This is a genomic window from Janibacter sp. DB-40, from assembly GCF_029510815.1.
Taxonomy (GTDB): Bacteria; Actinomycetota; Actinomycetes; order Actinomycetales; family Dermatophilaceae; genus Janibacter.
Window position 1 is genome coordinate 883,923 of the sequence record NZ_CP120360.1, and the last position, 25,696, is coordinate 909,618.

General features: G+C 70.6%; 27 protein-coding genes. 25 read left to right on the forward strand and 2 right to left on the reverse strand.

Translation table 11 applies throughout. The annotated features are described in order from the left end of the window. Nucleotides 1–3: 3 nt before the first annotated feature. From thrB to PVE36_RS04285, 6 genes are all read left to right on the forward strand, one after another. Nucleotides 4–942, forward strand: coding sequence for a homoserine kinase (thrB, locus tag PVE36_RS04260; RefSeq protein ID WP_277454788.1), 939 nt, complete (start codon nucleotides 4–6; stop codon nucleotides 940–942). A 523-nt stretch (nucleotides 943–1,465) separates the two neighbouring features. Continuing rightward, nucleotides 1,466–3,457: a transcription termination factor Rho gene (gene rho, locus PVE36_RS04265; protein ID WP_277455758.1), complete on the forward strand. Its 1,992-nt coding sequence runs from the start codon at nucleotides 1,466–1,468 to the stop codon at nucleotides 3,455–3,457. A gap of 165 nt (nucleotides 3,458–3,622) precedes the next feature. Next, nucleotides 3,623–3,997 (forward strand): response regulator, encoded by a 375-nt coding sequence (locus tag PVE36_RS04270; protein ID WP_277454789.1) that lies wholly within the window; start codon nucleotides 3,623–3,625, stop codon nucleotides 3,995–3,997. Between the two features lie 3 nt (nucleotides 3,998–4,000). Further along, nucleotides 4,001–5,101, forward strand: a complete 1,101-nt coding sequence (locus PVE36_RS04275) for a HEAT repeat domain-containing protein (protein WP_277454790.1) — start codon at nucleotides 4,001–4,003, stop codon at nucleotides 5,099–5,101. Beyond that, nucleotides 5,101–6,558 carry a glycosyltransferase family 2 protein gene (locus PVE36_RS04280; RefSeq protein WP_277454791.1) on the forward strand — a complete coding sequence of 486 codons (1,458 nt, stop codon included), beginning with the start codon at nucleotides 5,101–5,103 and terminating at the stop codon, nucleotides 6,556–6,558. The genes PVE36_RS04275 and PVE36_RS04280 overlap by 1 nt, the downstream gene beginning before the upstream one ends. Then, nucleotides 6,555–8,537 carry an ATP-binding protein gene (locus tag PVE36_RS04285; protein ID WP_277454792.1) on the forward strand — a complete coding sequence of 661 codons (1,983 nt, stop codon included), beginning with the start codon at nucleotides 6,555–6,557 and terminating at the stop codon, nucleotides 8,535–8,537. The genes PVE36_RS04280 and PVE36_RS04285 overlap by 4 nt, the downstream gene beginning before the upstream one ends. Nucleotides 8,538–8,631: 94 nt before the next feature. Here the strand turns inward: PVE36_RS04285 and PVE36_RS04290 are convergent, their stop codons facing one another. After that, nucleotides 8,632–9,198: a GNAT family N-acetyltransferase gene (locus PVE36_RS04290; protein ID WP_277454793.1), complete on the reverse strand. Its 567-nt coding sequence runs from the start codon at nucleotides 9,196–9,198 to the stop codon at nucleotides 8,632–8,634. A gap of 229 nt (nucleotides 9,199–9,427) precedes the next feature. Between PVE36_RS04290 and rpmE the strand changes: the two genes are divergently transcribed. From rpmE to PVE36_RS04380, 18 genes are all read left to right on the forward strand, one after another. Beyond that, a complete protein-coding gene (gene rpmE, locus PVE36_RS04295; protein WP_277454794.1) occupies nucleotides 9,428–9,643 on the forward strand; it encodes a 50S ribosomal protein L31 in 216 nt (71 codons plus the stop codon). A 193-nt stretch (nucleotides 9,644–9,836) separates the two neighbouring features. Then, nucleotides 9,837–10,922: a peptide chain release factor 1 gene (gene prfA / locus PVE36_RS04300; RefSeq protein WP_277454795.1), complete on the forward strand. Its 1,086-nt coding sequence runs from the start codon at nucleotides 9,837–9,839 to the stop codon at nucleotides 10,920–10,922. Further along, complete coding sequence (prmC, locus tag PVE36_RS04305) at nucleotides 10,919–11,815, forward strand: peptide chain release factor N(5)-glutamine methyltransferase (RefSeq protein ID WP_277454796.1); 897 nt, start codon at nucleotides 10,919–10,921, stop codon at nucleotides 11,813–11,815. Before prfA ends, prmC begins: the two co-directional genes overlap by 4 nt. 275 nt (nucleotides 11,816–12,090) lie before the next feature. Continuing rightward, complete coding sequence (locus tag PVE36_RS04310; RefSeq protein WP_277454797.1) at nucleotides 12,091–12,891, forward strand: L-threonylcarbamoyladenylate synthase; 801 nt, start codon at nucleotides 12,091–12,093, stop codon at nucleotides 12,889–12,891. Further along, on the forward strand, nucleotides 12,881–14,158 hold the full coding sequence (gene glyA / locus PVE36_RS04315) for a serine hydroxymethyltransferase (RefSeq protein WP_277454798.1): 1,278 nt from the start codon (nucleotides 12,881–12,883) through the stop codon (nucleotides 14,156–14,158). Before PVE36_RS04310 ends, glyA begins: the two co-directional genes overlap by 11 nt. A gap of 34 nt (nucleotides 14,159–14,192) precedes the next feature. Then, nucleotides 14,193–15,329, forward strand: a complete 1,137-nt coding sequence (locus tag PVE36_RS04320; RefSeq protein ID WP_277454799.1) for an MraY family glycosyltransferase — start codon at nucleotides 14,193–14,195, stop codon at nucleotides 15,327–15,329. A gap of 107 nt (nucleotides 15,330–15,436) precedes the next feature. Then, complete coding sequence (locus PVE36_RS04325; protein ID WP_277454800.1) at nucleotides 15,437–15,856, forward strand: hypothetical protein; 420 nt, start codon at nucleotides 15,437–15,439, stop codon at nucleotides 15,854–15,856. Further along, entirely contained in the window at nucleotides 15,853–16,215 is a 363-nt protein-coding gene (locus PVE36_RS04330; protein ID WP_277454801.1) for an AtpZ/AtpI family protein, read from the forward strand. The genes PVE36_RS04325 and PVE36_RS04330 overlap by 4 nt, the downstream gene beginning before the upstream one ends. Continuing rightward, the gene (atpB, locus tag PVE36_RS04335; protein ID WP_277454802.1) at nucleotides 16,212–17,051 is read left to right on the forward strand and encodes a F0F1 ATP synthase subunit A; all 840 of its coding nucleotides are present in this window, start codon (nucleotides 16,212–16,214) and stop codon (nucleotides 17,049–17,051) included. The genes PVE36_RS04330 and atpB overlap by 4 nt, the downstream gene beginning before the upstream one ends. Nucleotides 17,052–17,163: 112 nt before the next feature. Continuing rightward, nucleotides 17,164–17,367: an ATP synthase F0 subunit C gene (locus PVE36_RS04340; protein WP_185990291.1), complete on the forward strand. Its 204-nt coding sequence runs from the start codon at nucleotides 17,164–17,166 to the stop codon at nucleotides 17,365–17,367. A gap of 50 nt (nucleotides 17,368–17,417) precedes the next feature. Then, nucleotides 17,418–18,008, forward strand: coding sequence for a F0F1 ATP synthase subunit B (locus PVE36_RS04345; protein WP_277239857.1), 591 nt, complete (start codon nucleotides 17,418–17,420; stop codon nucleotides 18,006–18,008). Further along, nucleotides 18,008–18,817, forward strand: a complete 810-nt coding sequence (locus tag PVE36_RS04350) for a F0F1 ATP synthase subunit delta (protein ID WP_277454804.1) — start codon at nucleotides 18,008–18,010, stop codon at nucleotides 18,815–18,817. Before PVE36_RS04345 ends, PVE36_RS04350 begins: the two co-directional genes overlap by 1 nt. Nucleotides 18,818–18,890: 73 nt before the next feature. Continuing rightward, nucleotides 18,891–20,528 carry a F0F1 ATP synthase subunit alpha gene (gene atpA, locus PVE36_RS04355; RefSeq protein ID WP_277454805.1) on the forward strand — a complete coding sequence of 546 codons (1,638 nt, stop codon included), beginning with the start codon at nucleotides 18,891–18,893 and terminating at the stop codon, nucleotides 20,526–20,528. Between the two features lie 104 nt (nucleotides 20,529–20,632). After that, nucleotides 20,633–21,532 carry a F0F1 ATP synthase subunit gamma gene (locus PVE36_RS04360; RefSeq protein WP_277454806.1) on the forward strand — a complete coding sequence of 300 codons (900 nt, stop codon included), beginning with the start codon at nucleotides 20,633–20,635 and terminating at the stop codon, nucleotides 21,530–21,532. Between the two features lie 19 nt (nucleotides 21,533–21,551). Further along, nucleotides 21,552–23,006 (forward strand): F0F1 ATP synthase subunit beta, encoded by a 1,455-nt coding sequence (atpD, locus tag PVE36_RS04365; protein WP_277454807.1) that lies wholly within the window; start codon nucleotides 21,552–21,554, stop codon nucleotides 23,004–23,006. A gap of 125 nt (nucleotides 23,007–23,131) precedes the next feature. Next, nucleotides 23,132–23,602: a DUF2752 domain-containing protein gene (locus tag PVE36_RS04370; protein ID WP_277454808.1), complete on the forward strand. Its 471-nt coding sequence runs from the start codon at nucleotides 23,132–23,134 to the stop codon at nucleotides 23,600–23,602. A gap of 72 nt (nucleotides 23,603–23,674) precedes the next feature. Continuing rightward, complete coding sequence (locus tag PVE36_RS04375) at nucleotides 23,675–23,941, forward strand: F0F1 ATP synthase subunit epsilon (protein WP_277239868.1); 267 nt, start codon at nucleotides 23,675–23,677, stop codon at nucleotides 23,939–23,941. 7 nt (nucleotides 23,942–23,948) lie between these two features. Further along, nucleotides 23,949–24,380: a DUF2550 family protein gene (locus PVE36_RS04380; protein ID WP_277454809.1), complete on the forward strand. Its 432-nt coding sequence runs from the start codon at nucleotides 23,949–23,951 to the stop codon at nucleotides 24,378–24,380. Nucleotides 24,381–24,396: 16 nt separating this feature from the next. Here PVE36_RS04380 and PVE36_RS04385 read toward each other — a convergent pair whose 3' ends face one another. Further along, nucleotides 24,397–25,029, reverse strand: a complete 633-nt coding sequence (locus PVE36_RS04385; protein ID WP_277454810.1) for a cob(I)yrinic acid a,c-diamide adenosyltransferase — start codon at nucleotides 25,027–25,029, stop codon at nucleotides 24,397–24,399. Between the two features lie 165 nt (nucleotides 25,030–25,194). Between PVE36_RS04385 and PVE36_RS04390 the strand changes: the two genes are divergently transcribed. Continuing rightward, nucleotides 25,195–25,548, forward strand: coding sequence for an STAS domain-containing protein (locus tag PVE36_RS04390; RefSeq protein WP_277239874.1), 354 nt, complete (start codon nucleotides 25,195–25,197; stop codon nucleotides 25,546–25,548). The last annotated feature ends 148 nt before the right edge of the window (nucleotides 25,549–25,696 follow it).

A 25,696-nucleotide genomic window follows, 5' to 3' on the forward strand; every position in this document is an offset into this window, starting at 1 on the left:
ACCGTGGCCATCCCCGTCGGCACCGGCGTGACCCTGCGGGTGCCTGCGTCCAGTGCCAACCTCGGGCCCGGCTTCGACTGCGTCGGTCTGGCACTCGGCGTGTGGGACGAGGCGACGGTCACCGTCATCGACGGTCCGGGTCCGATCATCGAGGTCACGGGGGCCGGCGCCGACGCGGTGCCGCGTGATGCGAGCCACCTCGTCCACCGCACGATGGTCACCGCCTGGGAGCACCTCGGGGTGGAGCCGCCCGCGGGGGTGCACCTGAGCTCCCGCAACGCGGTCCCGCACGGTCGCGGTCTCGGCTCCTCGGCGACCGCCATCGTCATGGGCGTGGCTGCGGCACAGGCGCTCTCGTCCCTGGGCTCCGGTGGCGACGGGCAGCTCGACCTCGACACCATCAACACCATCGCCTGCGCGCTCGAGGGCCATCCCGACAACGCCTCCGCCAGCGTCTTCGGCGGTGCGACGCTCTCGACCACCGACGCCGGTGAGCCGCTCCCGACGACCCGGACCGTCCCCCTTCGCCTCGACCCGCGGATCGTCCCCGTCGTGCTCGTGCCGGACCAGCAGCTGAGCACGCACACGGCCCGCTCGGTCCTGCCCGACGTCGTGCCGCTGGCCACCGCTGCCGCCAACTCCGCGCGCGTCGGCCTGCTCGTGCACGCCCTGACCACGGACCCCGGGCTGCTCACCGCCGGCACGACCGACCTGCTCCACCAGGAGTCGCGCCGACCGAGCTACGCCACGAGCATGGCGCTCGTCGACGCCCTGCGCGCCGAGGGCCTCGCCGCCACGATCTCCGGTGCGGGTCCGTCCGTGCTCACGCTGACGACGAGGGACCACGTCGACGAGGTCGGCGCCATCGCCGCCGCGCGCGAGACGAGCTGGCGGGTGCTCACCCCGGGCGTCCCGGACCGCGGCGTCCACCTCGTCGGCTGAGGCGCGTCAGGCTCGTCGCAACTGCTTAGGCTCCTGCGAAGGGGAGGGGGCGGCTCGTCACAACTGCTTAGGCTCCTGCGAAGGGAGAGGGGTGGCTCGTCGCAACTGCTTAGGCTCTTGCGAAGGGAGGGGGTGGCTCTTCGCAACTGCTTAGGCTCTTGCGAAGGGAGGGGGTGGCTCGTCGCAACTGCTTAGGCTCTTGCGAAGGGAGAGGGGGCGGGTGCGTAGGTCTGGCAGGGAGGCAGTGATACATTGGAACTGCTCCACCGAACCCCATGCGTCGGCGAACCAGTCGAGGGCATGTGCGGACAGGAGCACTTCCCCTACGTGAGCGTCTGCGCCGATGGGTGTGACGCACGGTCGTGGGGTTCTCATCAGATATCCCGCCCTTGACGGGATTCATCAGGCCTGCCATGGGCGGGCACGACGAGGGAAAGGGTCCTTCGTGACCGAAACCACCACCGACGAGAACACCGCAGCGGAGACGGCCGAGAAGCCGCGTCGCTCCGGGGCACTGAGCGCGATGCGCCTCGCCCAGCTGCAGCAGCTCGCGTCGAGCATGGGCATCTCCGGCACCGCCAAGATGCGCAAGAGCGACCTGATCGCCGCCATCCGCGAGCAGCAGTCCGGCTCGTCCGCACCGGCCACGGCGCCGGCCCGGACGCCGGAGAAGAAGGCCGACGCGGCCCCGGCCGACACGGCTCCCGCCGAGGCTGCCCCGCAGCAGGCTCCCGAGCGTTCCGAGCAGCCGCAGGCGCAGCAGCAGCCTGCAGCCGGCGACCAGTCCGCGAAGAAGGACCGCTCCGGCAGCCAGGACTCGCGCGCCGACCAGGACTCGCGCTCCGAGCGCGGCGACCGTGACCAGGACCGTGGCGGTCGTGGTCGTGGCAACGACCAGGGCGGTGGCCAGGACGACGGCAACCGCGACGGTGGTCGCAACCGGAACCGTGGCAACGACCAGAGCGACGGTGGCAACCGCGAGGGCGGTCGCAACCGCAACCGTGGCAACGACCAGAACGACGGCAACCGCGACGGTGGCCGCAACGACGAGGGCGACAACCGCAACCGCGGCAACGACGGCGGCAATCGCGAGGGCGGCCGCAACGACGGCGGCAACCGCGACGGCGGTCGCAACGACGGCGGCGACAACCGCAACCGCGGCAACGACCAGGGCGGTGGCCAGGGCGACGGCGGCCGCAACCGCAACCAGGGCGGCAACCGCAACAACCAGGACGACGACCGCGGCGGTCGCCGGCGCAACCGGAACCGCAACCGCAACAAGCGTCGTGGCGGCGGTCAGCCCGACGAGATGGACCTGCAGATCCACGACGACGACGTGCTCGTGCCCGTCGCGGGCATCCTCGACGTCCTGGACAACTACGCCTTCGTGCGCACCTCCGGGTACCTGCCCGGGCCGAACGACGTCTACGTCCCGCTGGGCATGGTCAAGCGCAACGGCCTGCGCAAGGGTGACGCGGTCACCGGCCAGGTCAAGGCCACCCGCGAGGGCGAGGAGCCGCAGATCACGGTCGGCGGCAAGGGCAACCGCGGCAAGTACAACCCGCTGGTCAAGCTCGAGACGATCAACGGGCTCACCGTCGACGACGCGAAGCGTCGCGCCGCCTTCGGCAGCCTGACGCCGCTCTACCCGCAGGAGCGCCTGCGCCTGGAGACCGACTCCAACGTCCTGACCACCCGGATGATCGACCTCGTCGCTCCCATCGGCAAGGGCCAGCGCGGCCTCATCGTCGCCCCGGCGAAGGCCGGCAAGACGATGGTCATGCAGTCCGTGGCCAACGCGATCACGACGAACAACCCCGAGTGCCACCTCATGGTCGTCCTCGTCGACGAGCGTCCCGAGGAGGTCACCGACATGCAGCGCGCGGTCAAGGGCGAGGTCATCTCCTCGACCTTCGACCGGCCCGCCGACGACCACACCACGGTCGCCGAGCTGGCCATCGAGCGCGCCAAGCGTCTGGTCGAGATGGGGCACGACGTCGTCGTCCTCCTCGACTCGATCACCAAGCTCGGTCGCGCCTACAACCTCGCCGCCCCGGCGAGCGGGCGCATCCTCTCCGGTGGTGTCGACTCCGCGGCGCTGTATCCGCCGAAGAAGTTCTTCGGCGCGGCCCGCAACATCGAGAACGGCGGCTCGCTGACGATCCTCGCCACCGCGCTGGTCGAGACCGGCTCGCGCATGGACGAGGTGATCTTCGAGGAGTTCAAGGGCACCGGCAACATGGAGCTCAAGCTCGACCGTGGCCTGGCCAACCGCCGCATCTTCCCCGCGGTCGACGTCAACGCCTCCGGCACCCGGCGCGAGGAGATCCTCCTCGCACCGGAGGAGCTGAAGATCATGTGGAAGCTGCGTCGCGTCCTCGCGGCCCTCGACACCCAGCAGGGCGTCGAGCTGCTCCTGGACCGGCTGCGCAAGACCAAGACGAACTACGAGTTCCTCACCCAGGTCGCGCAGACCAGCTCGGGCAAGCTCGGCGACGAGGACGACGCCGCGTAGGCGACCCGCCCCCTTCGCGCACGTGGCCGCCACCCCGCCGGGTGGCGGCCACCTGCTGTCCGTACGGCCGCCGACCCCGTTGACCTGCAAGACGTCCGGTCGTCGCGGTTCGCCGTTCGCGGCTATCCTGCCCACGCACGCGCAGTGGTCGACATCGGAGGACGTATGGCGCAGGGGGTGGTCCTCGTGGCGGACGACGATGCCGACATCAAGGACCTGGTCGCTTTCAAGCTGGAGAACGCCGGGTACTCGGTCCTCTCGGTCGCGGACGGCGATGACGCGCTGCGCCAGGTGCGTGAGCAGCGCCCGCAGCTGGCGGTGCTCGACGTGATGATGCCCGGGTTGTCCGGCCTCGACGTGCTCCGCGAGATCCGGGCGGACGAGACCCTCGCCGCCACCAAGGTCATCCTCCTGACTGCCCGCGCCCGCGACGTCGACGTCGACGCCGGGTTCAGCACCGGTGCGGACGACTACCTCACCAAGCCCTTCAGCCCGCGTGAGCTGGTGCACCGGGTCGCCCTGCTGATGGGGCGAGGCTGACCGGTGGACGAGGTCGTCGTCCAGCCGTGGGTGCTGCGGCTGAGCCTGTGGGTGGTGCTCGCGACCTTCGTCGTGCTGCTCGCCACCATCGTCATGGCTCGTCTGGTGCGCAGCCGCCGACGTCGGGTGATCACGCGCGAGCTGGCACCCGTGCGTCGCGACATCGTCGCCATCGCTGCCGGTGACGACGAGGACGGGGCCGCCGACGCGAGACTGCGCGCACTCCACGGACACAGCGTGGAGCTCGTCGAGCCCCTCCTCGTCGGCTACCTGAGCAAGGTCCGCGGTGCGCCCGCGCAGCAGATCGTCGACATCCTCGTGGCCCACGGTCTGGTCCGGCGGGCGCGTGCGGGGCTGTCCGCCTGGTCGGGCACGCGTCGGGCCCGCTCGGCCTGGGTCCTGGGCGTCATGGGTGTCCGGGAGGCGACGAGCGAGATCGTCCCGCTGCTGCGGGACCGCGACCGCGGGGTGTCGGTGACGGCGGCCCGCGCGCTCGGGATGCTGGGTGACAGCGGCTGCGCAGCCGCGCTCCTGGCCGCGGTGGCCCCCGGACGCCGAGGACGAGGGGAGCTGCCGGTCTGGGTGGTCGTCGAGGCGCTCGGCGCCCTGGGGCCCGACTCCGCAGCGGTCGTCGGCGCGGCCCTGGACAGCCCGGACGCCTCGACCCGCACGGCTGCGGCGATGACCATCGGACGGGCCCAGCACCTGTCCCAGCGTGAGCGCCTGCGCTCGCTCGTGGACCAGGAGCGGGACCCGGCGGTCCTCGCGGCCATCGCCGACTCCCTCGGCGAGCTGGGTGACCCCGCCGACGTGACCGCCCTTGCCGACATGACCGCACCCACCCTCCCCAGGTCGGTGCGGCTGGCCGCCGCCCGGGCGCTCGGGGCCATCGGCGACCGCGGAGCGGCCGTGGCGCTGACCGTCCTGCTGGCCGACGAGGACCTGCGAGTGGGCGAGCTCGCCGCGGACGCGCTCATCGGCCTGGGGGAGGGCGGGGTCGAGGTGCTGCGTGAGGCGGACGCGGCCGAGGGGCCGGCAGCGGCAGCCTCCGCCCACGGACTGGCCATGCACTCCCTTCGTCACCCGATGGCCAGGGGCGCGTGATGGAGGAGGTCCTCGAGCCCGCCACCCCTGTCGTCGAGGCGATCTTCGGCGCCGTCGCGCTGCCCGTGCTGATCTACTTCCTGCTGATCAACACCTCCTACCTCGTGCTCGTCGTCGCCGCGGCCCTGGAGTTTCGTCGCTCCACCCGGCAGCTGCCCTTCGCCGGGCGCGAGGAGCTCCTCGGCTCCGGACTGGTGCCGGGGGTCAGCGTCGTCACCTCGATGTACAACGAGGAGGTGGGGATCAAGGTCGCCACGCAGTCGATGCTCGCCCTGCACTACCCGCGGCACGAGGTGATCGTCGTCGACGACGGCAGCAGCGACGGTGGCTTCGAGGTTCTGCGTGCTGCCTTCGACCTCGTCGAGGTGCCCCGACGGATGCCCACGGACGTGGCGGTGCGCGAGGTCGCGACCTCCGTGCACGTACCGCGCAACGGCCGGACGCGACTGACCGTGGTGCGCAAGCCGAACTCCGGCCGCTCCGACTCCCTCAACGTCGGGGTCAACTTCGCCACCCAGGACCTCGTGGTCTTCGTCGACTCCGACTCCGTCCTCGATCCGGACGCCCTCCTGGCGGTGGCGCGACCCTTCGCAGAGGACCCCGTGCGCATGGTCGCCGGCGGAGGGGTGATCCGCGCCGTCAACGGGTGCAGCGTCCGTGGTGGCCGCGTCACCGAGGTGCGGATGTCGACGAGCTGGCTGGCGCGCATCCAGGTCGTGGAGTACCTGCGTGCCTTCCACCTCGGTCGCTGCGGCTGGTCGCGCCTGAAGTCACTCATCCTCATCAGTGGCGCCTTCGGGGTCTTCCGCCGGGACGTGCTCGTCGAGGTCGGTGGGCTCGATCCGGGGAGCATCGGCGAGGACTTCGAGCTGGTCATGCGGGTGCACCGGCACATGCGCCGCACCGGCCGTGACTACCGCGTCCAGTTCATCACCGAGCCGATCTGCTGGACCGAGGTCCCCGAGACGACGGCGGTGCTGCGCAAGCAGCGGCGGCGCTGGCACCGTGGTCTGTGGGAGACGCTGTGGGCCTACCGTTCGATGCTGCTCAACCCGCGCTACGGGCGCGTCGGCCTCATCGCGGTGCCCTACTACTGGCTCTTCGAGCTCATCGCCCCCGCCCTGGAGCTGTTCGGGCTGGTCCTCGTCGTCGTGGGCTGGCTCCTCGGGGTCGTGGACATGGGGTACTTCCTGCTCTTCATGGCCGTGGCCTACGGCTACGCCATGCTCGTGACCCTGGCGGCCATGACCGTCGAGGAGCTCAGCTTCCACAAGTACCCGCGGTGGCGTGACCTGGTGAGCACCGCCGCCTCCGCCGTCGTGGAGAACCTCGGCTACCGACAGGCGACCGCGATCTGGCGCCTCGAGGGATGGGCGCAGAGCCTGGCCGGCCGCAAGCAGGAGTGGGGCACGATGACCCGCACCGGATTCGACACCGCGGACCGGTCGGACGGATGAGCCCACGCAACACCGTCGCCCGTGTCCTCGAGCGCCTCGTCTCCCTGGTGTCCCTGGTCATCCTGCTGATCTCGCTGCTCTCGGTCGCCTCGATCCTGGTCATCCAGCACGAGGTGAGCCAGTCCACGAGCACGATCAGCCCGCTCGTCGACCGCAGCGCGCGGATGCGGATCGAGGCCACCGAGGCCCACGCCAACTACCGCGCCTACCTGCTGACCGAGGAGCCGCAGTTCCTCGAGCGGTACCGGGAGGCCAAGGCGACCTTCACGCAGGGACAGCGCGAGCTGCTCGAGGCGTCCGCCAGGGCGGGTGTCGAGGAGGAGCTGACCAAGACCTTCGTGGAGGCCGGGAGCCGCTGGTTCGAGGTGGCCGACGAGGACATCGCGACCGGCGCCGACGCGCGGACGCAGGCGCTGGGCCCCAACGCCAGCGCCTTCGACCAGCTGACCGACGCGCACGACTCCCTCGTGCAGGACATCGCCGAGGCCCGCCAGGACCGCCGCGACCGCTACAGCACGGCCATGAACGGCGCGGTGGTGGTCATGGGGCTGGCCACGCTGATCGCCCTGGCGGTCACCGTCCAGCAGAGCCGCCGCGCACTCGCTCGTCTGGCGCGCCCCCTCCAGGCCCTGCAGCAGGTCGTCGCCCGGCACCAGCGGGGCGCCGTGGACGAGCGCGCGGACACGACCCGCGGCGCAGACGAGGTCGTCGAGCTGGCCAGCGCCTTCAACTCCCTCGCCAGCGCCAACGCGAGGATGCAGCGCGAGCGCGAGCACCGACTCGACCTCTACCGCATCACCGGGCGCCTGCCGACGGTGCTGGGCTCGAGGGAGGGAGGCTGGGACCTGGCCTGCGAGCAGCTCGGGGCCGGCATCGGGGCGGACTCGACATCGGTCTACCGGCTCGTGGGTGAGGACGTCGCCGCGCTCATGGGCAGCTGGGACACCTCCGGTGCCGACTTCCCGCGCGCCGTGCAGGAGCTCGCCATCCCGGGGCTGTCCCGGATGCTCTCCGACCTGCCCATCCTGCGGGCGCGGACCCGCGCCGAGATCGAGGCCACCTTCCCGGAGGAGCTGCAGGAGGTGGCCCGCCGCCGGTCGCTGGAGGGCTGGGTCCTGCTGCCGATGTGCTTCCAGGACGAGGCCGTCGGGGCCTTGTCCGTGGTCACCAGCGAGCCGCACGAGTGGGACGAGGCGGAGATCCAGGCCATGGAGCGGGTCGCCGAGTACGCGGCGCACACCCTCGTCGAGCAGCGCTACGTCGCCTCGCTGGAGGATCTCGACCAGCAGAAGTCGACCTTCATGGCGACGACGAGCCACGAGCTGCGTACCCCGCTGACCTCGATCGCGGGGTACCTCGAGCTCCTCGAGGACGGTGACTACGGCCGGCTGAGTGAGCCGCAGGCGCGGGCGCTGGACGTGATCGCCCGCAACGTGGAGCGGCTGCGCAGCCTCATCGACGACCTCCTCCTGCTCAACCGGCTGGACAGCGGTGAGGCCAACACCCAGCGCCGGGTCCACGACATCGCCCACAGCACGGCACGAGTGGTCGAGCAGCTGGCTCCCGTGGCCACCGCCGCCGAGGTCGACCTCGTCCTCGAGCAGCCCGAGGCCCCCGTCCGGGCGCGTGTCGACCCGGCGCAGATCGAGCGCGCGATCGGCAACCTCGTCAGCAACGCGGTGAAGTTCACCCCTGCCGGGGGAGTCGTGCGCCTGACGACCGGGGTCCACGGTGACGAGGTGCGCATCGTCTGTGCGGACACGGGGATGGGGATCCCTGCCGCGGACCAGGAGCGGCTCTTCACGCGGTTTTTCCGCGCGAGCAACGCCCAGCAGGGGCAGGTCCCCGGCACGGGGCTCGGGCTGGTCATCGTCGAGTCCATCGCCGCAGCGCACTGCGGCCGTGTCGACCTCGCCTCGACCGAGGGGGAGGGCACCACGGTCACCCTGACCCTCCCGCTCGCGCCGCGCGAGGGATGATGCCCGTGATCAGGTGGTCGACTGGTGCGAGAAGACCGCGTCGATGCCGCACGAGGTGACCACCTGATCCGGTACGACTCGTGCGAAGGGGGAGTCAGTCCGCCTCGTCGTCCGCGGACCGGTCCAGGTGCAGGCGCATCTCAGGAAAGCTGACGTCGGTGAAGCCGAAGCGCTCGTACATCGCCCGGCCCTCCTCGGTGGCGTTGAGCGAGATCACGCCGACGTCGGTCTCCTCGGTGAACCACTCGAGCAGTGCCTCGACCGTCGCCCGGGTGAAGCCGAGCCGCCGGTGCCGGGGGAAGGTCGCGACGTTGGAGATCCGGCCGCCGTCGTCCGAGCCGAAGGGGGAGGGCATCAGGGGGACGACCTGCCCCATCGCGCACGAGACGACGGTGCCGTTGGCCTCGGCCACGACGATGCACACCCTCGGGTCGGACAGGCGCAGCTGGATCCAGCGGGAGGCGTCCTGCTGCCAGCCGATGTCGAGGACCTCGTCGGAGGAGACCCCCATGGCCTCGAACATCAACGCGCGCAGGGCGATGATCGTCGCGATGTCACCCTGGACGGCCGGGCGGATCACCGAGCCCTCCACCGGGCCCGGGACCGGCTCCCTTCGGCGGTCCCGTCCGGGGCGTCGGGGGATGCGGGAGGAGCGAGCCATGTCCCCATCCTGCCGCACGCCCGGCCTCGTTTCCGGGCGCCTCCGGTGCGGCGCCCGGGGTGCGGGAGGAACATCCACCCCCGCGCCGGTGTTTTGTCCGGTGTGCCGGCAATCTGGCACAATGCAACGTCGGTCCGGTTCACGACGAGCGGCACCAAGGCCGCAGCTGGACGGTCCCAACGAGGGGCACAGCGTCGACCCGGACACATCCAGACTCAAGGAGCACCACGTGCAGAAGGACATCCACCCCGCGTACGAGGCGACCACCGTCACGTGCACCTGCGGCGCCACCTTCACCACCCGCAGCACCAAGGCCGACCACGAGATCCGCGCCGAGGTGTGCAGCAACTGCCACCCGTTCTACACCGGCAAGCAGAAGATCATGGACACCGGTGGCCGCGTGGCCCGCTTCCAGAAGCGTTACGGCCAGAAGGCCTCCAAGTAGCTCCCACGATGCGCCGGTCAGCCCGCTCGGGCTGGCCGGCGCATCTGTGTTTCCACCGGCCCACCCCCTTCGCAACTGCTTAGGCTCTTGCGAGAACCCGGCCCACCCCCTTCGCAACTGCTTAGGCTCCTGCGAGAACCCGGCCCACCCCCTTCGCAACTGCTTAGGCTCCTGCGTCACACCGGAGGTCCACGTGCTCGAGTCCGTCGAGGCCCTGCTCACCGAGCACGCCGAGCTGGAGGCCGCCCTGGCCGACCCCGCCGTCATCGGTGACCCGGACCGCCTGCGCGAGGTCAACCAGCGCTACGCCCGGCTGACCCCGATCGTCACCGCGCACCGCGCCCACGAGGAGATCGTCGGCGACCTCGAGGCCGCCCGCGAGCTCGCGGGGGAGGACCCCGCCTTCGCCGAGGAGATCCCGGCCCTGGAGAGCGCCGCGACCGAGGCCGAGGACCGGCTGCGCCGCCTGCTCATCCCGCGCGACCCCGACGACGACAACGACGTCATCCTCGAGATCAAGGCGGGCGAAGGGGGAGCGGAGTCGGCCCTCTTCGCCGGTGACCTGCTGCGCATGTACCTGCGGCACGCGGAGAAGCGCGGGTGGGGCACCCAGATCCTCGACTCGACCGAGTCCGACCTCGGTGGCTACAAGGACGTGCGCGTGGCGGTCTCCGCCAAGGGCACCCCGGAGCCGGGCGAGGCGCCGTGGGCGCGGCTGAAGTACGAAGGGGGCGTCCACCGCGTCCAGCGCGTGCCGGTCACCGAGAGCCAGGGCCGCATCCACACCTCCGCCGCGGGCGTGTGGGTCATGCCGGACATCGGGGAAACAGCCGAGGTCGAGATCGGACCGAACGACCTGAAGATCGACGTCTACCGCTCCTCCGGGCCGGGCGGGCAGTCGGTCAACACCACCGACTCCGCCGTGCGGATCACCCACCTGCCGACCGGGACCGTCGTCTCCTGCCAGAACGAGAAGTCCCAGCTGCAGAACAAGGAGTCGGCGCTGCGCGTGCTCCGCGCCCGTCTGCACCAGATGGCGGTGGACGAGGCCGCGGCCGAGGCCGCCGAGACCCGCGCCTCGCAGGTGCGCACCGTCGACCGGTCCGAGCGCATCCGCACCTACAACTACCCCGAGAACCGGATCAGCGACCACCGCACCGGCTACAAGGCCCACCACCTCGACTCCGTGCTCGACGGCGACCTCGACGCGGTCATCGACTCCGCGGTCGAGGCCGACGAGGCCGCGCGCCTGGGCGCGCTCTCCGGCGGCGAGGGGTGACCTCGCTCCGGACGGAGGTGGACCAGGCGGTCGCCGTCCTCACCGGGGCGGACGTGCCCTCGCCGCGGGCGGACGCGCTGCTGCTGGCCGCCCACGCCATCGGGGCCGACCGCTCCGAGATCGAGCGCCGGATGGTCCTCGGCGGCGGGGTCGAGCCGGACGAGCTGCGGCGCCTGCGCGCACTCGTGGCCGAGCGGGCCGCCCGGGTGCCCCTGCAGCACCTCACCGGTACCGCCCCCTTCCGCCGTCTGGAGCTGCAGGTCGGGCCGGGGGTCTTCGTCCCCCGCCCCGAGACCGAGGCCGTCGTCGACCTCGCCCTCCAGGGGCTGGTCGGGCCGGGCGGTACGGACGGGACCAGCACGCCGACCGTCGTGGATCTGTGCACCGGCTCGGGGGCGCTCGCGCTCGCCGTCGCCGACGAGGTCCCCGGCGCGCACGTGACCGCCGTGGAGGTGAGCGAGCTCGCCCTGGCGTGGGCGGCACGCAACATCGAGGTCACCGGCCTGGCCGTCGACCTGGTCGCCGCGGACGCCACCACCCCGGCCGCCGGCGTGCCGGAGCTGGCCGGGCTCGTCGGCCGCGTTGACCTCGTCGTGAGCAACCCGCCCTACATCCCTGCCGGGATGGTCCCGCTCGAGCCCGAGGTCGCCGAGCACGACCCCGCGGTCGCCCTGTACGGCGGGAGCGAGGACGGTCTGGCGATCCCGCTCGCGGTGGCCGCCACCGCCGCGGCCCTGCTGCGCCCCGGTGGTCTGCTCGTGATGGAGCACGCCGACTCCCAGGGGCAGACCCTGCCCCGCGCGCTCGCCGCCACGGGGGAGTGGGTCGACGTCGTCGACCACCCCGACCTGTCCGGCCGCCCCCGCGCGACCGTCGCCCGCCGCGCTCCCTGACACCGACGAGCGCGGACACGACGAAGGGGGTCCGGCACCCAGGTGCCGGACCCCCTTCGTCGGTGTCGAGGACGTCAGAGGATGAACATCAGCAAAGCGATGATCAGCAAAACTCCCACGATCGTCCAGATGAGGCTCGAACCACGCATGTGTTCCTCCTTCGTTCACGGCACCTTGCCTAACGAGCGTCAATCTACCCACGACGGCAGCCGCCATGCGCCAACGGACACGAGGCAAATCCGGCGTGTCCCAGTGCGGGTCATAAGGTGGAGGGCATGAGTCCCGTCGTCGATGCCACCACCGACCGCGACGCGAGCATCGAGGCCTGCGTCGACGCGGTGCGCCGTGGCGAGGTCGTGGTCATCCCCACCGACACCGTGTACGGGATCGGGGCCGACGCCTTCGACCCCGCCGCCGTCGCCGACGTCCTGGCCGCGAAGGGGAGGGGCCGGGAGATGCCCCCGCCGGTCCTCGTCCCCGACACCCGCACCGTCGACGGCCTCGCGCGCGACGTCCCGGAGCAGGCCCGCCGCCTCGTCGACGCGCTGTGGCCCGGCCCCCTGACCCTCGTGCTGTGGGCCCAGCCCTCCCTCCACTGGGACCTCGGCGAGACCGGCGGCACGGTCGCCCTGCGCATGCCCGACGACGAGGTCGCGCTGGCCGTGCTCCGCGAGACCGGCCCGCTCGCGGTCACCAGCGCCAACCGCACCGGCGAGCCGGCCGCGACCACCGTCACCGACGCCGCCGTCCAGCTCGGCCCGAGCGTCGCCGTCTACGTCGACGGCGGCCCACGCGCCACGGTCGAGCCGTCGACGATCATCGACTGCACCGGGGAGTACCCGCAGGTGCTGCGCCAGGGCTCGATCGACCGCGCCCGCCTCGAGGAGGTGCTCGGTGCCGACTTCGACACGGCGCCGGTCGCCCCCTTCGCCCCTGACGAGGCACCGCCCGGGTCCGCCGACGCACCCCCGGCCGAAGAGTGGAACAATCCCCAGCGTGCAGACCCGGCCGAGCCGGCCGGGAGCGAGACCCCCACCCACACGTCCACCGACACGGAGGCCAGCGATGACCGATGACACCTTCTACGGATCCGACTTCGGTGCGCTGCGTGCCTTCGACCCCGAGATCGCCGGTGTGCTCACCAGCGAGCTCGACCGGATCCGTGGCGGCCTGCAGCTCATCGCCAGCGAGAACATCTCCTCCCCGGAGGTGCTCACCTCCCTCGGCTCGACGCTGAGCAACAAGTACGCCGAGGGCTACCCGGGCCGGCGTTACTACGGGGGCTGCTCCGAGGTCGACAAGGCCGAGGTGCTGGCGATCGAGCGCTGCAAGAGCCTGCTCGGCGCCGACCACGCCAACGTCCAGGCCCACTCCGGCGCCAGCGCCAACCAGGCCGTCTACGGTGCCTTCCTCGCCCCGGGCGAGAAGATCCTGGCGATGTCGCTGCCGCACGGCGGGCACCTGACCCACGGCACCAAGGTCTCCTTCTCCGGCAAGTGGTTCGACGCGGTCCACTACGGCGTCCACCCCGAGACCGAGGACGTCGACTACGACGAGATGGAGCGCCTGGCCAAGGAGCACCGCCCCAAGGTCATCTGCTCGGGCGGCTCCGCGATCCCGCGCCTGATCGACTTCGAGCGCATCCGCGCGATCTGCGACGAGGTCGGGGCGATCATGTGGGTCGACGCTGCGCACTTCATCGGCCTCGTCGCCGGCCAGGCCATCCCGAGCCCCGTGCCGTACGCCGACGTCGTCACCTTCACCACGCACAAGGTGCTGCGCGGGCCGCGCTCCGGCGCGCTCGTGTGCAAGGAGGAGCACGCCAAGGCGCTCGACAAGGCGATCTTCCCGATGATGCAGGGCGGCCCGCAGATGCACACGATCGCGGCCAAGGCGGTCAACTTCAAGGAGTGCGCCACCCCCGCCTACCAGGAGTACGCGAAGTCCGTCATCGAGAACGCCAAGGTCCTCGCCGACGAGCTCGGCCAGCGCGGCATCCGCCCGACGACCGGCGGCACGGACACCCACCTCGCGCTGCTGGACCTGCAGGGCGTGGAGGTGACCGGCAAGGACGCCGAGGCCCGGTGCGACGCGGCCGGCATCACGCTGAACAAGAACGCCATCCCCAACGACCCGCAGAAGCCCTCGATCGCCTCCGGCGTGCGCGTCGGCACGCCGTGCGTGACCACGCAGGGGATGGGCACGGACCAGATGGTCACCATCGCCGAGCTGATCCACACGGCCGTGACGAAGGGGGATGCCGACCCCGACCACGAGGTCTCCCGTCAGGTGCGGGGCACCGTCACCGACCTCGTGACGCAGTTCCCGGCCTACCCCCGCTGATCCGCCCGGTCACCGGCGCAGGCGGAGGCAGCAGGTGAGGGAGTACGTCTTCGTCTTCCTCGTCGCGCTGGCGACGACCTACGTCCTCGTCCCGCTGATGCGCACGCTGGCCGTGCGCGTCGGTGCCTTCACCGAGGTGCGGGAGCGCGACGTCAACGTCGTGCCGATCCCGCGCCTCGGCGGTGTGGCGATGTTCCTGGGCTACGCCGCCGCCACGCTCGTGGCGTGGCGGCTGCCCTTCCTCAGCCAGGTCTTCGAGTCCGCCGAGCTCATCGGTGTCCTCGTCGGGGCGGGCGTCGTCTGCCTCCTCGGGGCGATCGACGACGTGCGTGAGCTCGATGCGCTGACCAAGCTCGGTGGGCAGCTCCTCGCGGCCGCGATCATCGCCTTCGCGGGCGTGCAGTTCTTCTCGCTGCCGCTCGGGGTGGTCACGGTCCTGCCGGCACCGCTGCTGGTGATCCTGACGATCTTCGTCGTGGTGCTGTGCATCAACGCGGTGAACTTCATCGACGGCCTCGACGGGCTCGCCGCCGGGATCGTCGCCATCGCGGCGGTCGCCTTCTTCCTCTACAGCTACGGCATCACCGCCAACATCAGCCCGCCCAACGTCTTCTCCTCGGCGACCTTCGTCGCGGCGGCACTGGCCGGCAGCTGCATGGGCTTCCTGCCGCACAACATCTACCCGGCGAAACTGTTCATGGGGGACTCCGGGGCGCTGACGCTGGGGCTGCTCTTCGCGGCGGCGACGATCCTCAACGTCGGCCACATCGCGCCCGCCGACGTCAGCGCCAACCGGGTGGCGTCGACGATCCTGCCGCTGCTCATCCCCATCTCGATCATCCTGCTGCCGCTGATCGACGTCCTGTGGGCCGTGGTCCGGCGCACCGCCCGGGGCCAGCGGCCGTGGCACCCGGACAGCCAGCACCTGCACCACCGCATGCTGCAGATCGGCCACGGGCACCGGCGGGCGGTGCTGCTGCTGTGGCTGTGGGCGCTCGTCCTGGCGATGGGGGCCGTCAGCTTCATCTTCCTGCCGCCGGGTGCGGCCGCCGCCGGCGGAGCGGGGATGATCCTCCTCGCGGCCGGTCTGACGGCCTGGTTGCCGCGCTTCTCCCGACCCGGTCACCGGCCCAAGCAGTTCGACGACGAGGGCCGGCGGGTCGACCGGTGACCGGTCGATTGGGCGGCCCCGGGGCGCTTGTGTAAACTTTCACAAGCGCCCTCGAGTACCCTTGGTGCGATCCCGCAGAGCCCCCACTCCCGTCCCGAAGTGAGCCGATGACGACGCCTCCCCGCCGCACACCCGTGCAGGGCATGCGCCGAGGCGTCCTCGTCTCCGGCGTGGCCGGGACCGTCGTCCTCACGATCGTGGGGGCCATGGCGAAGGGGGCCGACGGCGCCCTGAGCGCGCTGGCCGGGTCACTGCTCGCCTTCGTCGTCATCCTCGTCGGCCTGCTGGCCATCACGGTCATCGTCGCCGGTGACCCGGCGGTCTCGATGGCCGGCGCCGGTGTCGTCTACCTGGGCCAGCTCATCCTCCTCGTCGGCGCCCTGCTGGCGCTGCACGGCGCCAGCTGGCTCGAGGGGGACATCACCGCCTTCTCCGCGGTCGTCGCCACCGTGGTGCTGCAGGCAGGACAGGTGACCGGCTACGTCCGCTCGCGCCACGTGATCTACCCGCAGGCGGGTCGCGCATGAGTGCCACGACCGGCCGCCCCGACGCACCGCGCCTGGTGACCAAGAAGCCCGCCGACCCGTCGGCCGCCTCCCGCTACGCCGTCGACCCCAGCCGCCCCAACCCGATCGTCGCGGCGGACGCCATGGGGTCGACCGTTCTCGCACACCTGATCACCGGACCGGTCCTCTTCGGGGGACTGGGCTGGCTGCTGGACCGCTGGCTGGGTGTCACCGTCTTCGTGGCCGTCGGCATCATCCTCGGGATGGGGCTGTCGCTCTACATCATCTGGCTCCGATACGGTACGTCCCAGGCACCCACGACCGACCACCCTGATGGGTCGACGCGCGCTGCCGCGCCACACAACGAGGAGATTCAGTGACCTTGACTGCGCTCGCGCCCACGCTGGCGGCCGCCGGAGGCGGGGAGAGCTACCAGCCCCCCACCCCGGAGATCTTCTGGCAACCCCTCTTCGAGGTGGGTGGCCTGACCGTCACCAACCAGATGGCCTGGGCCGCGATCATCACCGCGGTGCTCTCCTTCGCCATGATCGCGCTGAGCAAGCGTGCGGCGGTCCTGCCGAGCAAGGGCCAGTGGCTCTTCGAGGGCTTCTACAACTTCCCGCGCAACTCCATCGCGCGCGACATGATCGGCACCAAGGAGTTCCGCCGGTTCGTGCCGCTGCTCTTCACGCTGTTCACGATGGTGCTGTTCTACAACCTCGCCGGGTCCTTCTTCCTGACGATGAACCCCGTGAGCGGCAAGGTCGCCTTCCCGATCGCCCTGACGCTCGTGGTCTACGTGGTCTACCACTGGGTCGGCATCCAGCAGATGGGCCTCGGTGGCTACTTCAAGCACATGATCCCGCCGGGCCTGCCCGGGTGGATCGTGCCCTTCGTCTTCCTCCTCGAGCTCGTGACCTACCTGATCACGCGGCCGCTGACGCTGGCCCTGCGACTCTTCGGCAACATGTTCGCCGGCCACATGGTCATCTACCTCTTCGTCACCGGCGCCTTCTTCTTCCTGCTGCACGGCGACGGGGTCCTCCTGCGCCTGCTGTCGCTGCCGACCTTCGCGATGGCCGGCGTCATGCTCCTCTTCGAGATCCTGGTCCAGTTCCTCCAGGCCTTCGTCTTCGCCCTCCTGGCGGCCAGCTACATCGCCGGCGCCGTCGCCGAGGAGCACATCCCCGACGACGCCGCCGCCGGGGCGCACTGAGCCGCGGCCCACGCACCGCAGACCCACAACTTCATAGCCCGCACGTACAACCAGACTTCCCCGCGAGATGCCCTCGCGGTGGATCAGAAGAAACACGAAAGAGGAATCTCACATGGACGGCTCCCTCAACCTCATCGGTTACGGCCTCTCCGCCATCGGTCCGGCCATCGCCGTCGGGCTGATCTTCGCCGCGTACATCAACGGTGTTGCCCGTCAGCCCGAGTCGCGCAACCTGCTGCAGCCGATCGCCATCCTCGGCTTCGCCCTTGCCGAGGCGCTCGCCATCTTCGGTCTGGTGCTCGCCTTCGTCCTCTGATTCGCCGGTAACGGCATCAGTCCAACCGGCACCAGTTACTAGGAGTACCCGTGCACATCACCGCAACCGCCTCGTCGGTCGTGGGGCTCGCCATGGCGGAAGGGGAGACCATGCCTCTGATTCCGCACTGGGAAGAGCTCGTCTTCGGGCTGATCATGTTCGCGATCCTCTACTGGGTCGTCGCGAAGAAGGTCGTCCCGAACCTCGAGCAGGCCTACGCCGAGCGTCACGACGCGATCGAGGGCGGCATCGCCCTGGCGGAGAACGCCCAGGCCGAGGCCGAGGCCGCCAAGGCCCACTACGAGTCCCAGCTCGCCGAGGCCCGTGCCGAGGCCGCCAAGATCCGTGAGGACGCACGCGCCGAGGGCGCGGCCATCGTCGCGGAGATGCGCGGTCAGGCCCAGGCCGAGGCCAGCCGGATCACCGAGTCGGCGCACAAGCAGATCGAGGCGGAGCGCCAGCAGGCGGCCATCTCCCTGCGCGGTGAGGTGGGTCGTCTCTCGACCGACCTGGCCGGCCGCATCGTCGGTCACGAGCTGCAGGACTCCGGGAGCCGCCAGAGCCTCATCGACGGCTTCCTGACCGACCTCGAGACGGGCAAGGTCCAGCCGGAGCGCGTCACGACGGGTCGTGACGCCTGATGCGAGGTTCCTCCCGCACTGCCGTCCTCGAGGGTCGTCCGGCCTTCGAGTCGGCGCTGACGTCCGGTGACCCGGCCGTCGTGGCGGACGAGCTCTTCGCCGTGGTCGGGCTGCTCGACGACAACGCGACCCTGCGTCGCAGCGTCGCCGACCCCTCCCGCGAGGGTAGCGACAAGTCGGGTCTGGTGACCCGGCTGCTCGGCGGCAAGATCTCCGAGGGCACCGTCGGTGCCGTCGCGAGCCTGGCCGCCCAGCGGTGGTCGGCCGATCGGGACCTCACCGACACGCTCGAGCGTTTCGCCGTCGAGGCCGCGCTCAAGGGTGCCGAGGACAACCGGGCGATCGATCAGGTCGAGGACGAGCTCTTCCGCTTCGAGCGGGTCGTCGCGGGCAACCCCGAGCTGCGCGACGCGCTCGCCAACCGCCAGGGTGACCGGGCCGGCAAGGCCGAGCTCGTCAGCTCGCTCCTGGAGGGCAAGACCCGTCCGGAGACGCTGCGTCTGGCACGACAGGCCGTTCTGGCTCCGCGCGGTCGGCGCTTCTCGCGGACCATCGAGGAGTACCTCCAGGTCGCGGCCGAGCGTCGTCAGCAGTACACCGCGGTCGTCATGACGGCGGTCGACCTCACCGACGCACAGCGCACCCGGCTCTCGGACGCTCTGCAGCGGGTCTACGGCAAGGCGGTCCAGCTGCACGTCGTCCACGACGAGGACGTCATCGGCGGCCTCCGGGTCCAGATCGGCGACGAGGTCGTCGACGGGACCGTCCTGCGCCGCCTCGACGAGGCAAAGCGACACCTGGCCGGCTGAGGCCCGAGTCCACAACCACCATGCAGACCACCCACTCGGCCCCCACCACGGCCGGCAACGAGGAGAAGACAACATGACGGAGCTTTCGATCCGTCCGGAGGAGATCCGGGACGCCCTGGACGGCTACGTGCAGTCCTACAACCCGGGCGCGGCCTCCCGTGAAGAGGTCGGCCGCGTCACCGACACCGGTGACGGCATCGCCCACGTCGAGGGCCTGCCCTCGGCCATGACGAACGAGCTGCTCGAGTTCGAGGACGGCACGCTCGGCCTCGCACTCAACCTCGACGTCCACGAGATCGGTGTCGTCGTCCTCGGCGACTTCTCCAAGCTCGAGGAGGGCCAGGAGGTCAAGCGCACCGGCGAGGTCCTCTCGGTCCCGATCGGTGACAACTTCCTCGGCCGCGTCGTCAACCCGCTCGGCCAGCCGATCGACGGCCTCGGCGAGGTCGTCTCCGAGGGGCGTCGCGCGCTCGAGCTGCAGGCTCCGAGCGTCGTCGACCGCAAGTCGGTCCACGAGCCGCTGCAGTCGGGCATCAAGGCCATCGACGCCATGATCCCGGTGGGCCGTGGCCAGCGTCAGCTGATCATCGGTGACCGCCAGACCGGCAAGACCACGGTCGCGGTCGACACGATCATCAACCAGAAGCAGGCCTGGGAGACCGGCGACCCGAACCAGCAGGTGCGCTGCATCTACGTCGCCATCGGTCAGAAGGGCTCGACGATCGCCTCGGTCAAGGGCTCCCTCGAGGAGGCCGGCGCGATGGAGTACACGACCATCGTCGCGGCCCCCGCGTCCGACGCGGCCGGCTTCAAGTACCTGGCCCCCTTCACCGGGTCGGCCATCGGTCAGCACTGGATGTACCAGGGCAAGCACGTCCTCATCGTCTTCGACGACCTGAGCAAGCAGGCCGAGGCCTACCGCTCGATGTCGCTGCTGCTGCGCCGCCCGCCGGGCCGTGAGGCCTACCCGGGTGACGTCTTCTACCTGCACTCGCGTCTGCTGGAGCGCTGCGCCAAGCTCTCCGACGGGATGGGTGCCGGCTCGATGACCGGTCTGCCGATCATCGAGACGAAGGCCGGTGACGTCTCGGCGTACATCCCGACCAACGTCATCTCCATCACCGACGGCCAGATCTACCTGCAGGCCGACCTGTTCAACTCGGACGTGCGCCCCGCCATCGACGTGGGTGTCTCGGTCTCCCGAGTCGGCGGTGACGCGCAGATCAAGCCGATGAAGAAGGTCGCGGGTCGTCTCAAGCTCGACCTGGCCCAGTACCGCTCCCTCGAGGCCTTCGCGATGTTCGCGTCCGACCTCGACCCGGCCTCGAAGCAGCAGCTGGCCCGAGGCGCCCGGCTCGTCGAGCTGCTCAAGCAGCGTCAGGCCAACCCGTTCCCGGTCGAGGACCAGGTCGTCTCGGTCTGGGCCGGTACCACCGGTCGTCTCGACGACGTCGCGGTCGGCGACATCTCGCGCTTCGAGTCCGAGTGGATCGACTACCTGCACCGCAACGAGCAGGGTCTGCTCGATGCGCTGCGTGAGCGCGGCGACTGGGAGGACTCGACCCAGCAGGCGCTGGCCTCGGCCTTCGACGCCTTCCGTCCGACCTTCGTCGCGGGCGACGGGGACGAGGTGCCGATGGGCAGCACCGAGGAGGACGGCGACGACGCGCTCGACTCCTCGCAGGAGCAGATCGTCAAGCAGAAGCGCTGATGTCTTCGGCCGGGTGCCCTCGGGCGCCCGGCCGGGGCACCTCGCACCCCTGGTCGGCCGTCGGCCGACTTCTCGACCACGAACCACCAGAGAGGCGGAAACGCATGGGAGCGCAGATCCGGGAGTACCGGCAGCGCATCCGGTCCGTCAGTGCGACCAAGAAGATCACGCGCGCCATGGAGCTCATGGCAGCGTCGCGGGTCGTCAAGGCACAGCAGGCCGTGCGTGAGTCAACGCCGTACGCGCGTGCGCTGACCCGCGCGGCGTCGGCCGTGGCCACGTACTCCGACGAGGACCACCCCCTGACCACGGAGCGCGAGGACGTCGCGCGTGCAGCGCTCGTCGTCGTCGCGGCCGACCGTGGCCTCGCGGGCGGGTACAACGCCAACGTCCTCAAGGAGGGCGAGCGCATCGCCGCACGCCTGCGTGACGAGGGCAAGGAGGTCGTGCCCTACCTCGTCGGTCGGCGCGCGGTCTCGTTCTACTCGTTCCGCAAGCGTGAGTACGCGGCCGAGTGGACCGGGTTCACCGAGAAGCCGAAGTTCGAGAACGCCCGCGAGATCGGCGAGCGGCTCGTCGCGGACTTCCAGGCCGACCGGGAGGACGGTGGCGTGGACGAGGTCCACGTCGTCTCCACCCGATTCGTGTCGATGGTCGGCCAGGAGCCGGAAGCGGTCCGCCTGCTGCCGCTCGAGGTCGTCGAGGGCGTCGAGGAGCCGGAGGGTGACGAGATCTACCCGCTCTACGACTTCGAGCCCAACGCCGAGGAGCTGCTCGACACACTGCTGCCGCGGTACGTGAACGCGCGCATCTTCAACGCCCTCCTGCACGCGGCCGCCTCCGAGCTCGCGGCGCGCCAGCGCGCCATGAAGTCGGCGACCGACAACGCCGAGGAGCTCATCAAGAAGTACACCCGGCTGGCCAACCAGGCCCGCCAGGCCGAGATCACCCAGGAGATCTCCGAGATCGTCGGCGGCGCCAGCGCCCTGGCCGAGTCCAAGTGAGAAGGTAGAGAGAAACCCCATGACTGCCACCGTCACCGAAGAGAACACCACCACCTCGGGTGGGGTCGGGCGCGTCTCCCGCGTCATCGGCCCGGTCGTCGACGTCGAGTTCAGCGTCGACACCATGCCCGAGCCGTACAACCTGCTGACCACCGAGGTCGCCATCGACGGCGTATCGCACCGGGTCAACCTCGAGGTCGCCCAGCACATCGGCGACAACATGGTCCGGGCGATCTCGTTGCAGCCGACCGACGGCCTCGTGCGCGGCGCGCAGGTCCAGGACACCGGCGGCCCGATCACCGTCCCCGTCGGTGATGTCACCCTCGGCAAGGTCTTCAACACCACCGGCGCCTGCCTCAACCTCAAGGAGGGCGAGACCCTCGAGGTCTCCGAGCGCTGGGGCATCCACCGACAGGCTCCGCCCTTCGACCAGCTCGAGTCGAAGACCACCATGTTCGAGACCGGCATCAAGGTCATCGACCTGCTCACCCCGTACGTCCAGGGTGGCAAGATCGGCCTCTTCGGTGGTGCCGGCGTCGGCAAGACCGTCCTCATCCAGGAGATGATCGCCCGAGTCGCCCGCGACCACGGTGGTGTCTCCGTCTTCGCCGGTGTCGGCGAGCGCACCCGTGAGGGCAACGACCTCATGGTCGAGATGGAGGAGGCCGGCGTCCTCGGCCAGACCGCACTGGTCTTCGGCCAGATGGACGAGCCGCCGGGCACGCGTCTGCGCGTCGCCCTGTCCGCGCTGACGATGGCGGAGTACTTCCGCGACGTGCAGAAGCAGGACGTGCTGCTGTTCATCGACAACATCTTCCGCTTCACGCAGGCCGGCTCCGAGGTCTCCACGCTGCTGGGCCGCATGCCCTCCGCCGTGGGGTACCAGCCGACCCTGGCCGACGAGATGGGCACGCTCCAGGAGCGCATCACCTCCACGCGTGGTCACTCGATCACCTCGATGCAGGCGATCTACGTGCCGGCCGACGACTACACCGACCCGGCACCGGCGACCACCTTCGCCCACCTGGACGCGACGACCGAGCTCTCCCGTGAGATCGCCTCGCAGGGCATCTACCCGGCCGTGGACCCGCTGACCTCCACCAGCCGGATCCTCGACCGTCGTTACATCACCGAGGAGCACTACGGCACCGCGGTGCGCGTGAAGTCGATCCTCCAGCGCAACAAGGAGCTGCAGGACATCATCGCGATCCTCGGTATCGACGAGCTGTCCGAGGAGGACAAGATCCTCGTCGGCCGCGCGCGTCGCATCGAGCGGTTCCTCTCGCAGAACACGTACGTCGCCAAGCAGTTCACCGGCATCGAGGGCTCGACGGTTCCGCTGTCCGAGACCATCGAGGCCTTCACCAAGATCTGTGACGGCGAGTACGACCACATCGGCGAGCAGGCCTTCTTCATGTGCGGTGGCCTCGAGGACGTCGAGCGCCAGTGGGCGGAGATCCAGAAGAACTCCTGATCCACCACGCACCACCCGGCCGCCCCCCTTCGCCCGACGAAGGGGGGACGGCCGCATCCGTCGGGGGAGCGACCTACACTGGCCGACATGAGGACAGCAGGAGACGTGCGCGGGCGGACGTGGCGATGACGGCCGCGACCGGTCAGGGACCGCTCCCGCTCGCGCAGGGCACGAACCGCAGCGAGCGGATCGTCGTGCTCGTCATCGCCGCCGTCAGCCTCGTCGGTCTGGGCGTCGCCCGGCTGTGGCCGGTCGCCTCCGTCGACTCCGGCGAGCCGACGTGCCTGCTGCGGATCTTTACCGGGTTGCCCTGCCCGGGGTGCGGCATGACCCGGTCGTGGGTGCACCTCGCGCACGGTGACGTGCTCACCGCCTTCGAGTACAACCTCTTCGGCCCGATCGGCATGGCCGCCGCGGCGGGGATCGTCGCCTATGTCGGTGTCGCGCTCGTCCGGCGGCGACCACCCGAGCGCCTCCTCTCGCTCGTCGACCCGAAGGTGCTGCTCGGGCTGATCACCGTGTGGCTGGCCTACTCCGCCGTGCGGATGGTCAGCCTCGGAGTGGGCCAGGACTACTTCGCACTCGTGGTCGCCTGACCTGGTGTCCGACGCATCGCCCCACGCGGGATAGCATGGAGTGGCACTCACCCCGATATCGAAGGACCCCTCGTGAGCTCCCTGAACGTTGAACTCGTCGCCGCAGACCGCAAGGTCTGGTCCGGAGAGGCCAGCATGGTCCGGGCCCGCACCACCGAGGGAGAGATCGGTGTCATGCCGGGTCACACCCCGATGCTCGGTGTCCTCGTGGAGGGTGACGTGCTGATCTCGTCCCCCGAGGGTGACCAGAGCGCCTCCATCGACGGCGGCTTCTTCTCCGTCGACCACGACACCGTGACGATCGTCGCGGAGACCGTCCAGGTCCCGGCCAGGGCCTGACCCAGCCATGTCAACCCTGCAGGTCGTGGAGGTCCTCCTCCTTGCAGGGTGTCTGCTCCTCGCGCTGTGGCTCGTCGTGCTGTGGCTGCGCCGACGTGCGTTGGCCGCCCACGGACCGATGTGTCCCTGTGCCGTCCGCCTGCCCGGGTCGTCTCGTTGGCGACTCGGGTTGTTGCGTATGGGGGTGCGTGACCTCGACTGGTTCAGCGTGGCCGGCCTGACGACGTCCCCCTCGATGTCGTGGGCGCGGGAGGGCATGGAGATCTCCACCCCCGCGCCGGAACCCGTCTCGCTCCCGGGCCTGGACAGCGCCGTCGCGGTGACCCTGACACGGGGCCGCGAGCACCTCGCGGACCTGGCCGTCGAGCCGAAGATCTACCCGGCCGTGCGCTCGTGGCTCGAGTCGGCCCCGCCGGGCCACAACGTCAACGTCACCTGAGGACGAAGGGGGCGGCTCACCCGCGCGTGCGACGCTGCGGGGCCTCCTCGCGGCCACCGCCCGGCTGCCACAGCACGTCGCCGCCGATCGGGAGGTTGGCGATACGGGCGAGGATGAAGAGCAGGTCGGACAAGCGGTTCAGGTAGGTCGTCGTCAGCGGGCTCACGCCGCCGACCCCGCGCTCGCCGGCCGTCTCCGTGCCGTACTCCTCGCGGGCGGCCCAGGCCGAGCGCTCGGCCCGGCGGACCACGGTCGTCGCGTGGTGCAGGTGGGCCGATGCCGCGGTGCCGCCCGGGAGGATGAAGGAGCGCAGCGGCTCGACCTGCTCGAGGTAGTGGTCGCAGTCGGCCTCGAGCTCGTCGACCCACGCCTGCTTCACGCGCAGCGGCGGGTACTTCGGCGCCTCCTGCAGCGGGGTCGACAGGTCGGCGCCCAGGTCGAAGAGGTCGTTCTGCACCCGGGTGAGGGTCGTGACGACCTCCTCGGGCAGCCCGCCGGTCGCGATGGCCACCCCGATGACCGCGTTGGCCTCGTTCGAGTCGGCGTAGGCCTGCAGGCGTGAGTCCGTCTTGCTCGTGCGGCTGAAGTCCCCGAGTGCCGTCGTGCCCTCGTCGCCGGTGCGGGTGTAGATCTTCGTCAGGTTGACCATGCCGCCATCGTCGCAGGTGCCCGCACTGACCGTGCGGTGGCCGCCACCTGACCATCCGCAGGGAGTTGTGTAATCGCATCGTGACGGCAGGGTGCAACCCCCGTGGGGAGGCGCGCGTCACACTGGGTGACATCGGTTGGCAGCAGGGGAAAGCAGGTGACCGGAATGAGCGCACTGACCGCGCTGACGCCAGTGGGTGGCGACGGGGCCACCCGCGTCCGGGTGGGCGTGCCCTTCGACATCCGGCACAGTGCCGACCTGCGTCAGGAGCTCGTGGGTGTGCTGCGCGAGGGCAGCGGCCAGGTCCTCGTGGACATCTCGGAGTCGACGGTCGTTGACCAGGCGGGCTTCGCCACGCTGCTCGGGGCGCACGCCCGCGCCGCACGGGCGGGACGGCGGCTGCGCTTCACCGGTGCCGACGAGCGCACCACCCGGCTGCTGCGCCGGGCAGGCCTGGTCCGCCTCCTCCACGACGTGGAGCAGGTGCAGCGGCCGCGCCGCCGTTCCGTGGCCGGCTGAGCCCGCCCTGGCCCCAGGGTTGAGGTGGACGCGCGGACGAATCATGGGCGAGTCGGCGTCCGATCGCACCGACCCACCGCCTCGACTGTGGCGACCTTCACCGCGGATGACCCTGTGACCCCGGGCCACGCGACGGTACCTTGCCACC

Coding starts and splice junctions, on each gene's coding strand:
- rho (WP_277455758.1), top strand. CDS start 1,466: ATGCGCCTCGCCCAGCTGCAGCAGCTCGCGTCGAGCATGGGCATCTCC.
- PVE36_RS04270 (WP_277454789.1), top strand. CDS start 3,623: ATGGCGCAGGGGGTGGTCCTCGTGGCGGACGACGATGCCGACATCAAG.
- PVE36_RS04280 (WP_277454791.1), top strand. CDS start 5,101: ATGGAGGAGGTCCTCGAGCCCGCCACCCCTGTCGTCGAGGCGATCTTC.
- PVE36_RS04285 (WP_277454792.1), top strand. CDS start 6,555: ATGAGCCCACGCAACACCGTCGCCCGTGTCCTCGAGCGCCTCGTCTCC.
- PVE36_RS04290 (WP_277454793.1), bottom strand. CDS start 9,198: ATGGCTCGCTCCTCCCGCATCCCCCGACGCCCCGGACGGGACCGCCGA.
- PVE36_RS04310 (WP_277454797.1), top strand. CDS start 12,091: ATGAGTCCCGTCGTCGATGCCACCACCGACCGCGACGCGAGCATCGAG.
- glyA (WP_277454798.1), top strand. CDS start 12,881: ATGACCGATGACACCTTCTACGGATCCGACTTCGGTGCGCTGCGTGCC.
- PVE36_RS04325 (WP_277454800.1), top strand. CDS start 15,437: ATGACGACGCCTCCCCGCCGCACACCCGTGCAGGGCATGCGCCGAGGC.
- PVE36_RS04330 (WP_277454801.1), top strand. CDS start 15,853: ATGAGTGCCACGACCGGCCGCCCCGACGCACCGCGCCTGGTGACCAAG.
- PVE36_RS04340 (WP_185990291.1), top strand. CDS start 17,164: ATGGACGGCTCCCTCAACCTCATCGGTTACGGCCTCTCCGCCATCGGT.
- PVE36_RS04350 (WP_277454804.1), top strand. CDS start 18,008: ATGCGAGGTTCCTCCCGCACTGCCGTCCTCGAGGGTCGTCCGGCCTTC.
- atpA (WP_277454805.1), top strand. CDS start 18,891: ATGACGGAGCTTTCGATCCGTCCGGAGGAGATCCGGGACGCCCTGGAC.
- PVE36_RS04360 (WP_277454806.1), top strand. CDS start 20,633: ATGGGAGCGCAGATCCGGGAGTACCGGCAGCGCATCCGGTCCGTCAGT.
- atpD (WP_277454807.1), top strand. CDS start 21,552: ATGACTGCCACCGTCACCGAAGAGAACACCACCACCTCGGGTGGGGTC.
- PVE36_RS04370 (WP_277454808.1), top strand. CDS start 23,132: ATGACGGCCGCGACCGGTCAGGGACCGCTCCCGCTCGCGCAGGGCACG.
- PVE36_RS04380 (WP_277454809.1), top strand. CDS start 23,949: ATGTCAACCCTGCAGGTCGTGGAGGTCCTCCTCCTTGCAGGGTGTCTG.
- PVE36_RS04385 (WP_277454810.1), bottom strand. CDS start 25,029: ATGGTCAACCTGACGAAGATCTACACCCGCACCGGCGACGAGGGCACG.
- PVE36_RS04390 (WP_277239874.1), top strand. CDS start 25,195: ATGAGCGCACTGACCGCGCTGACGCCAGTGGGTGGCGACGGGGCCACC.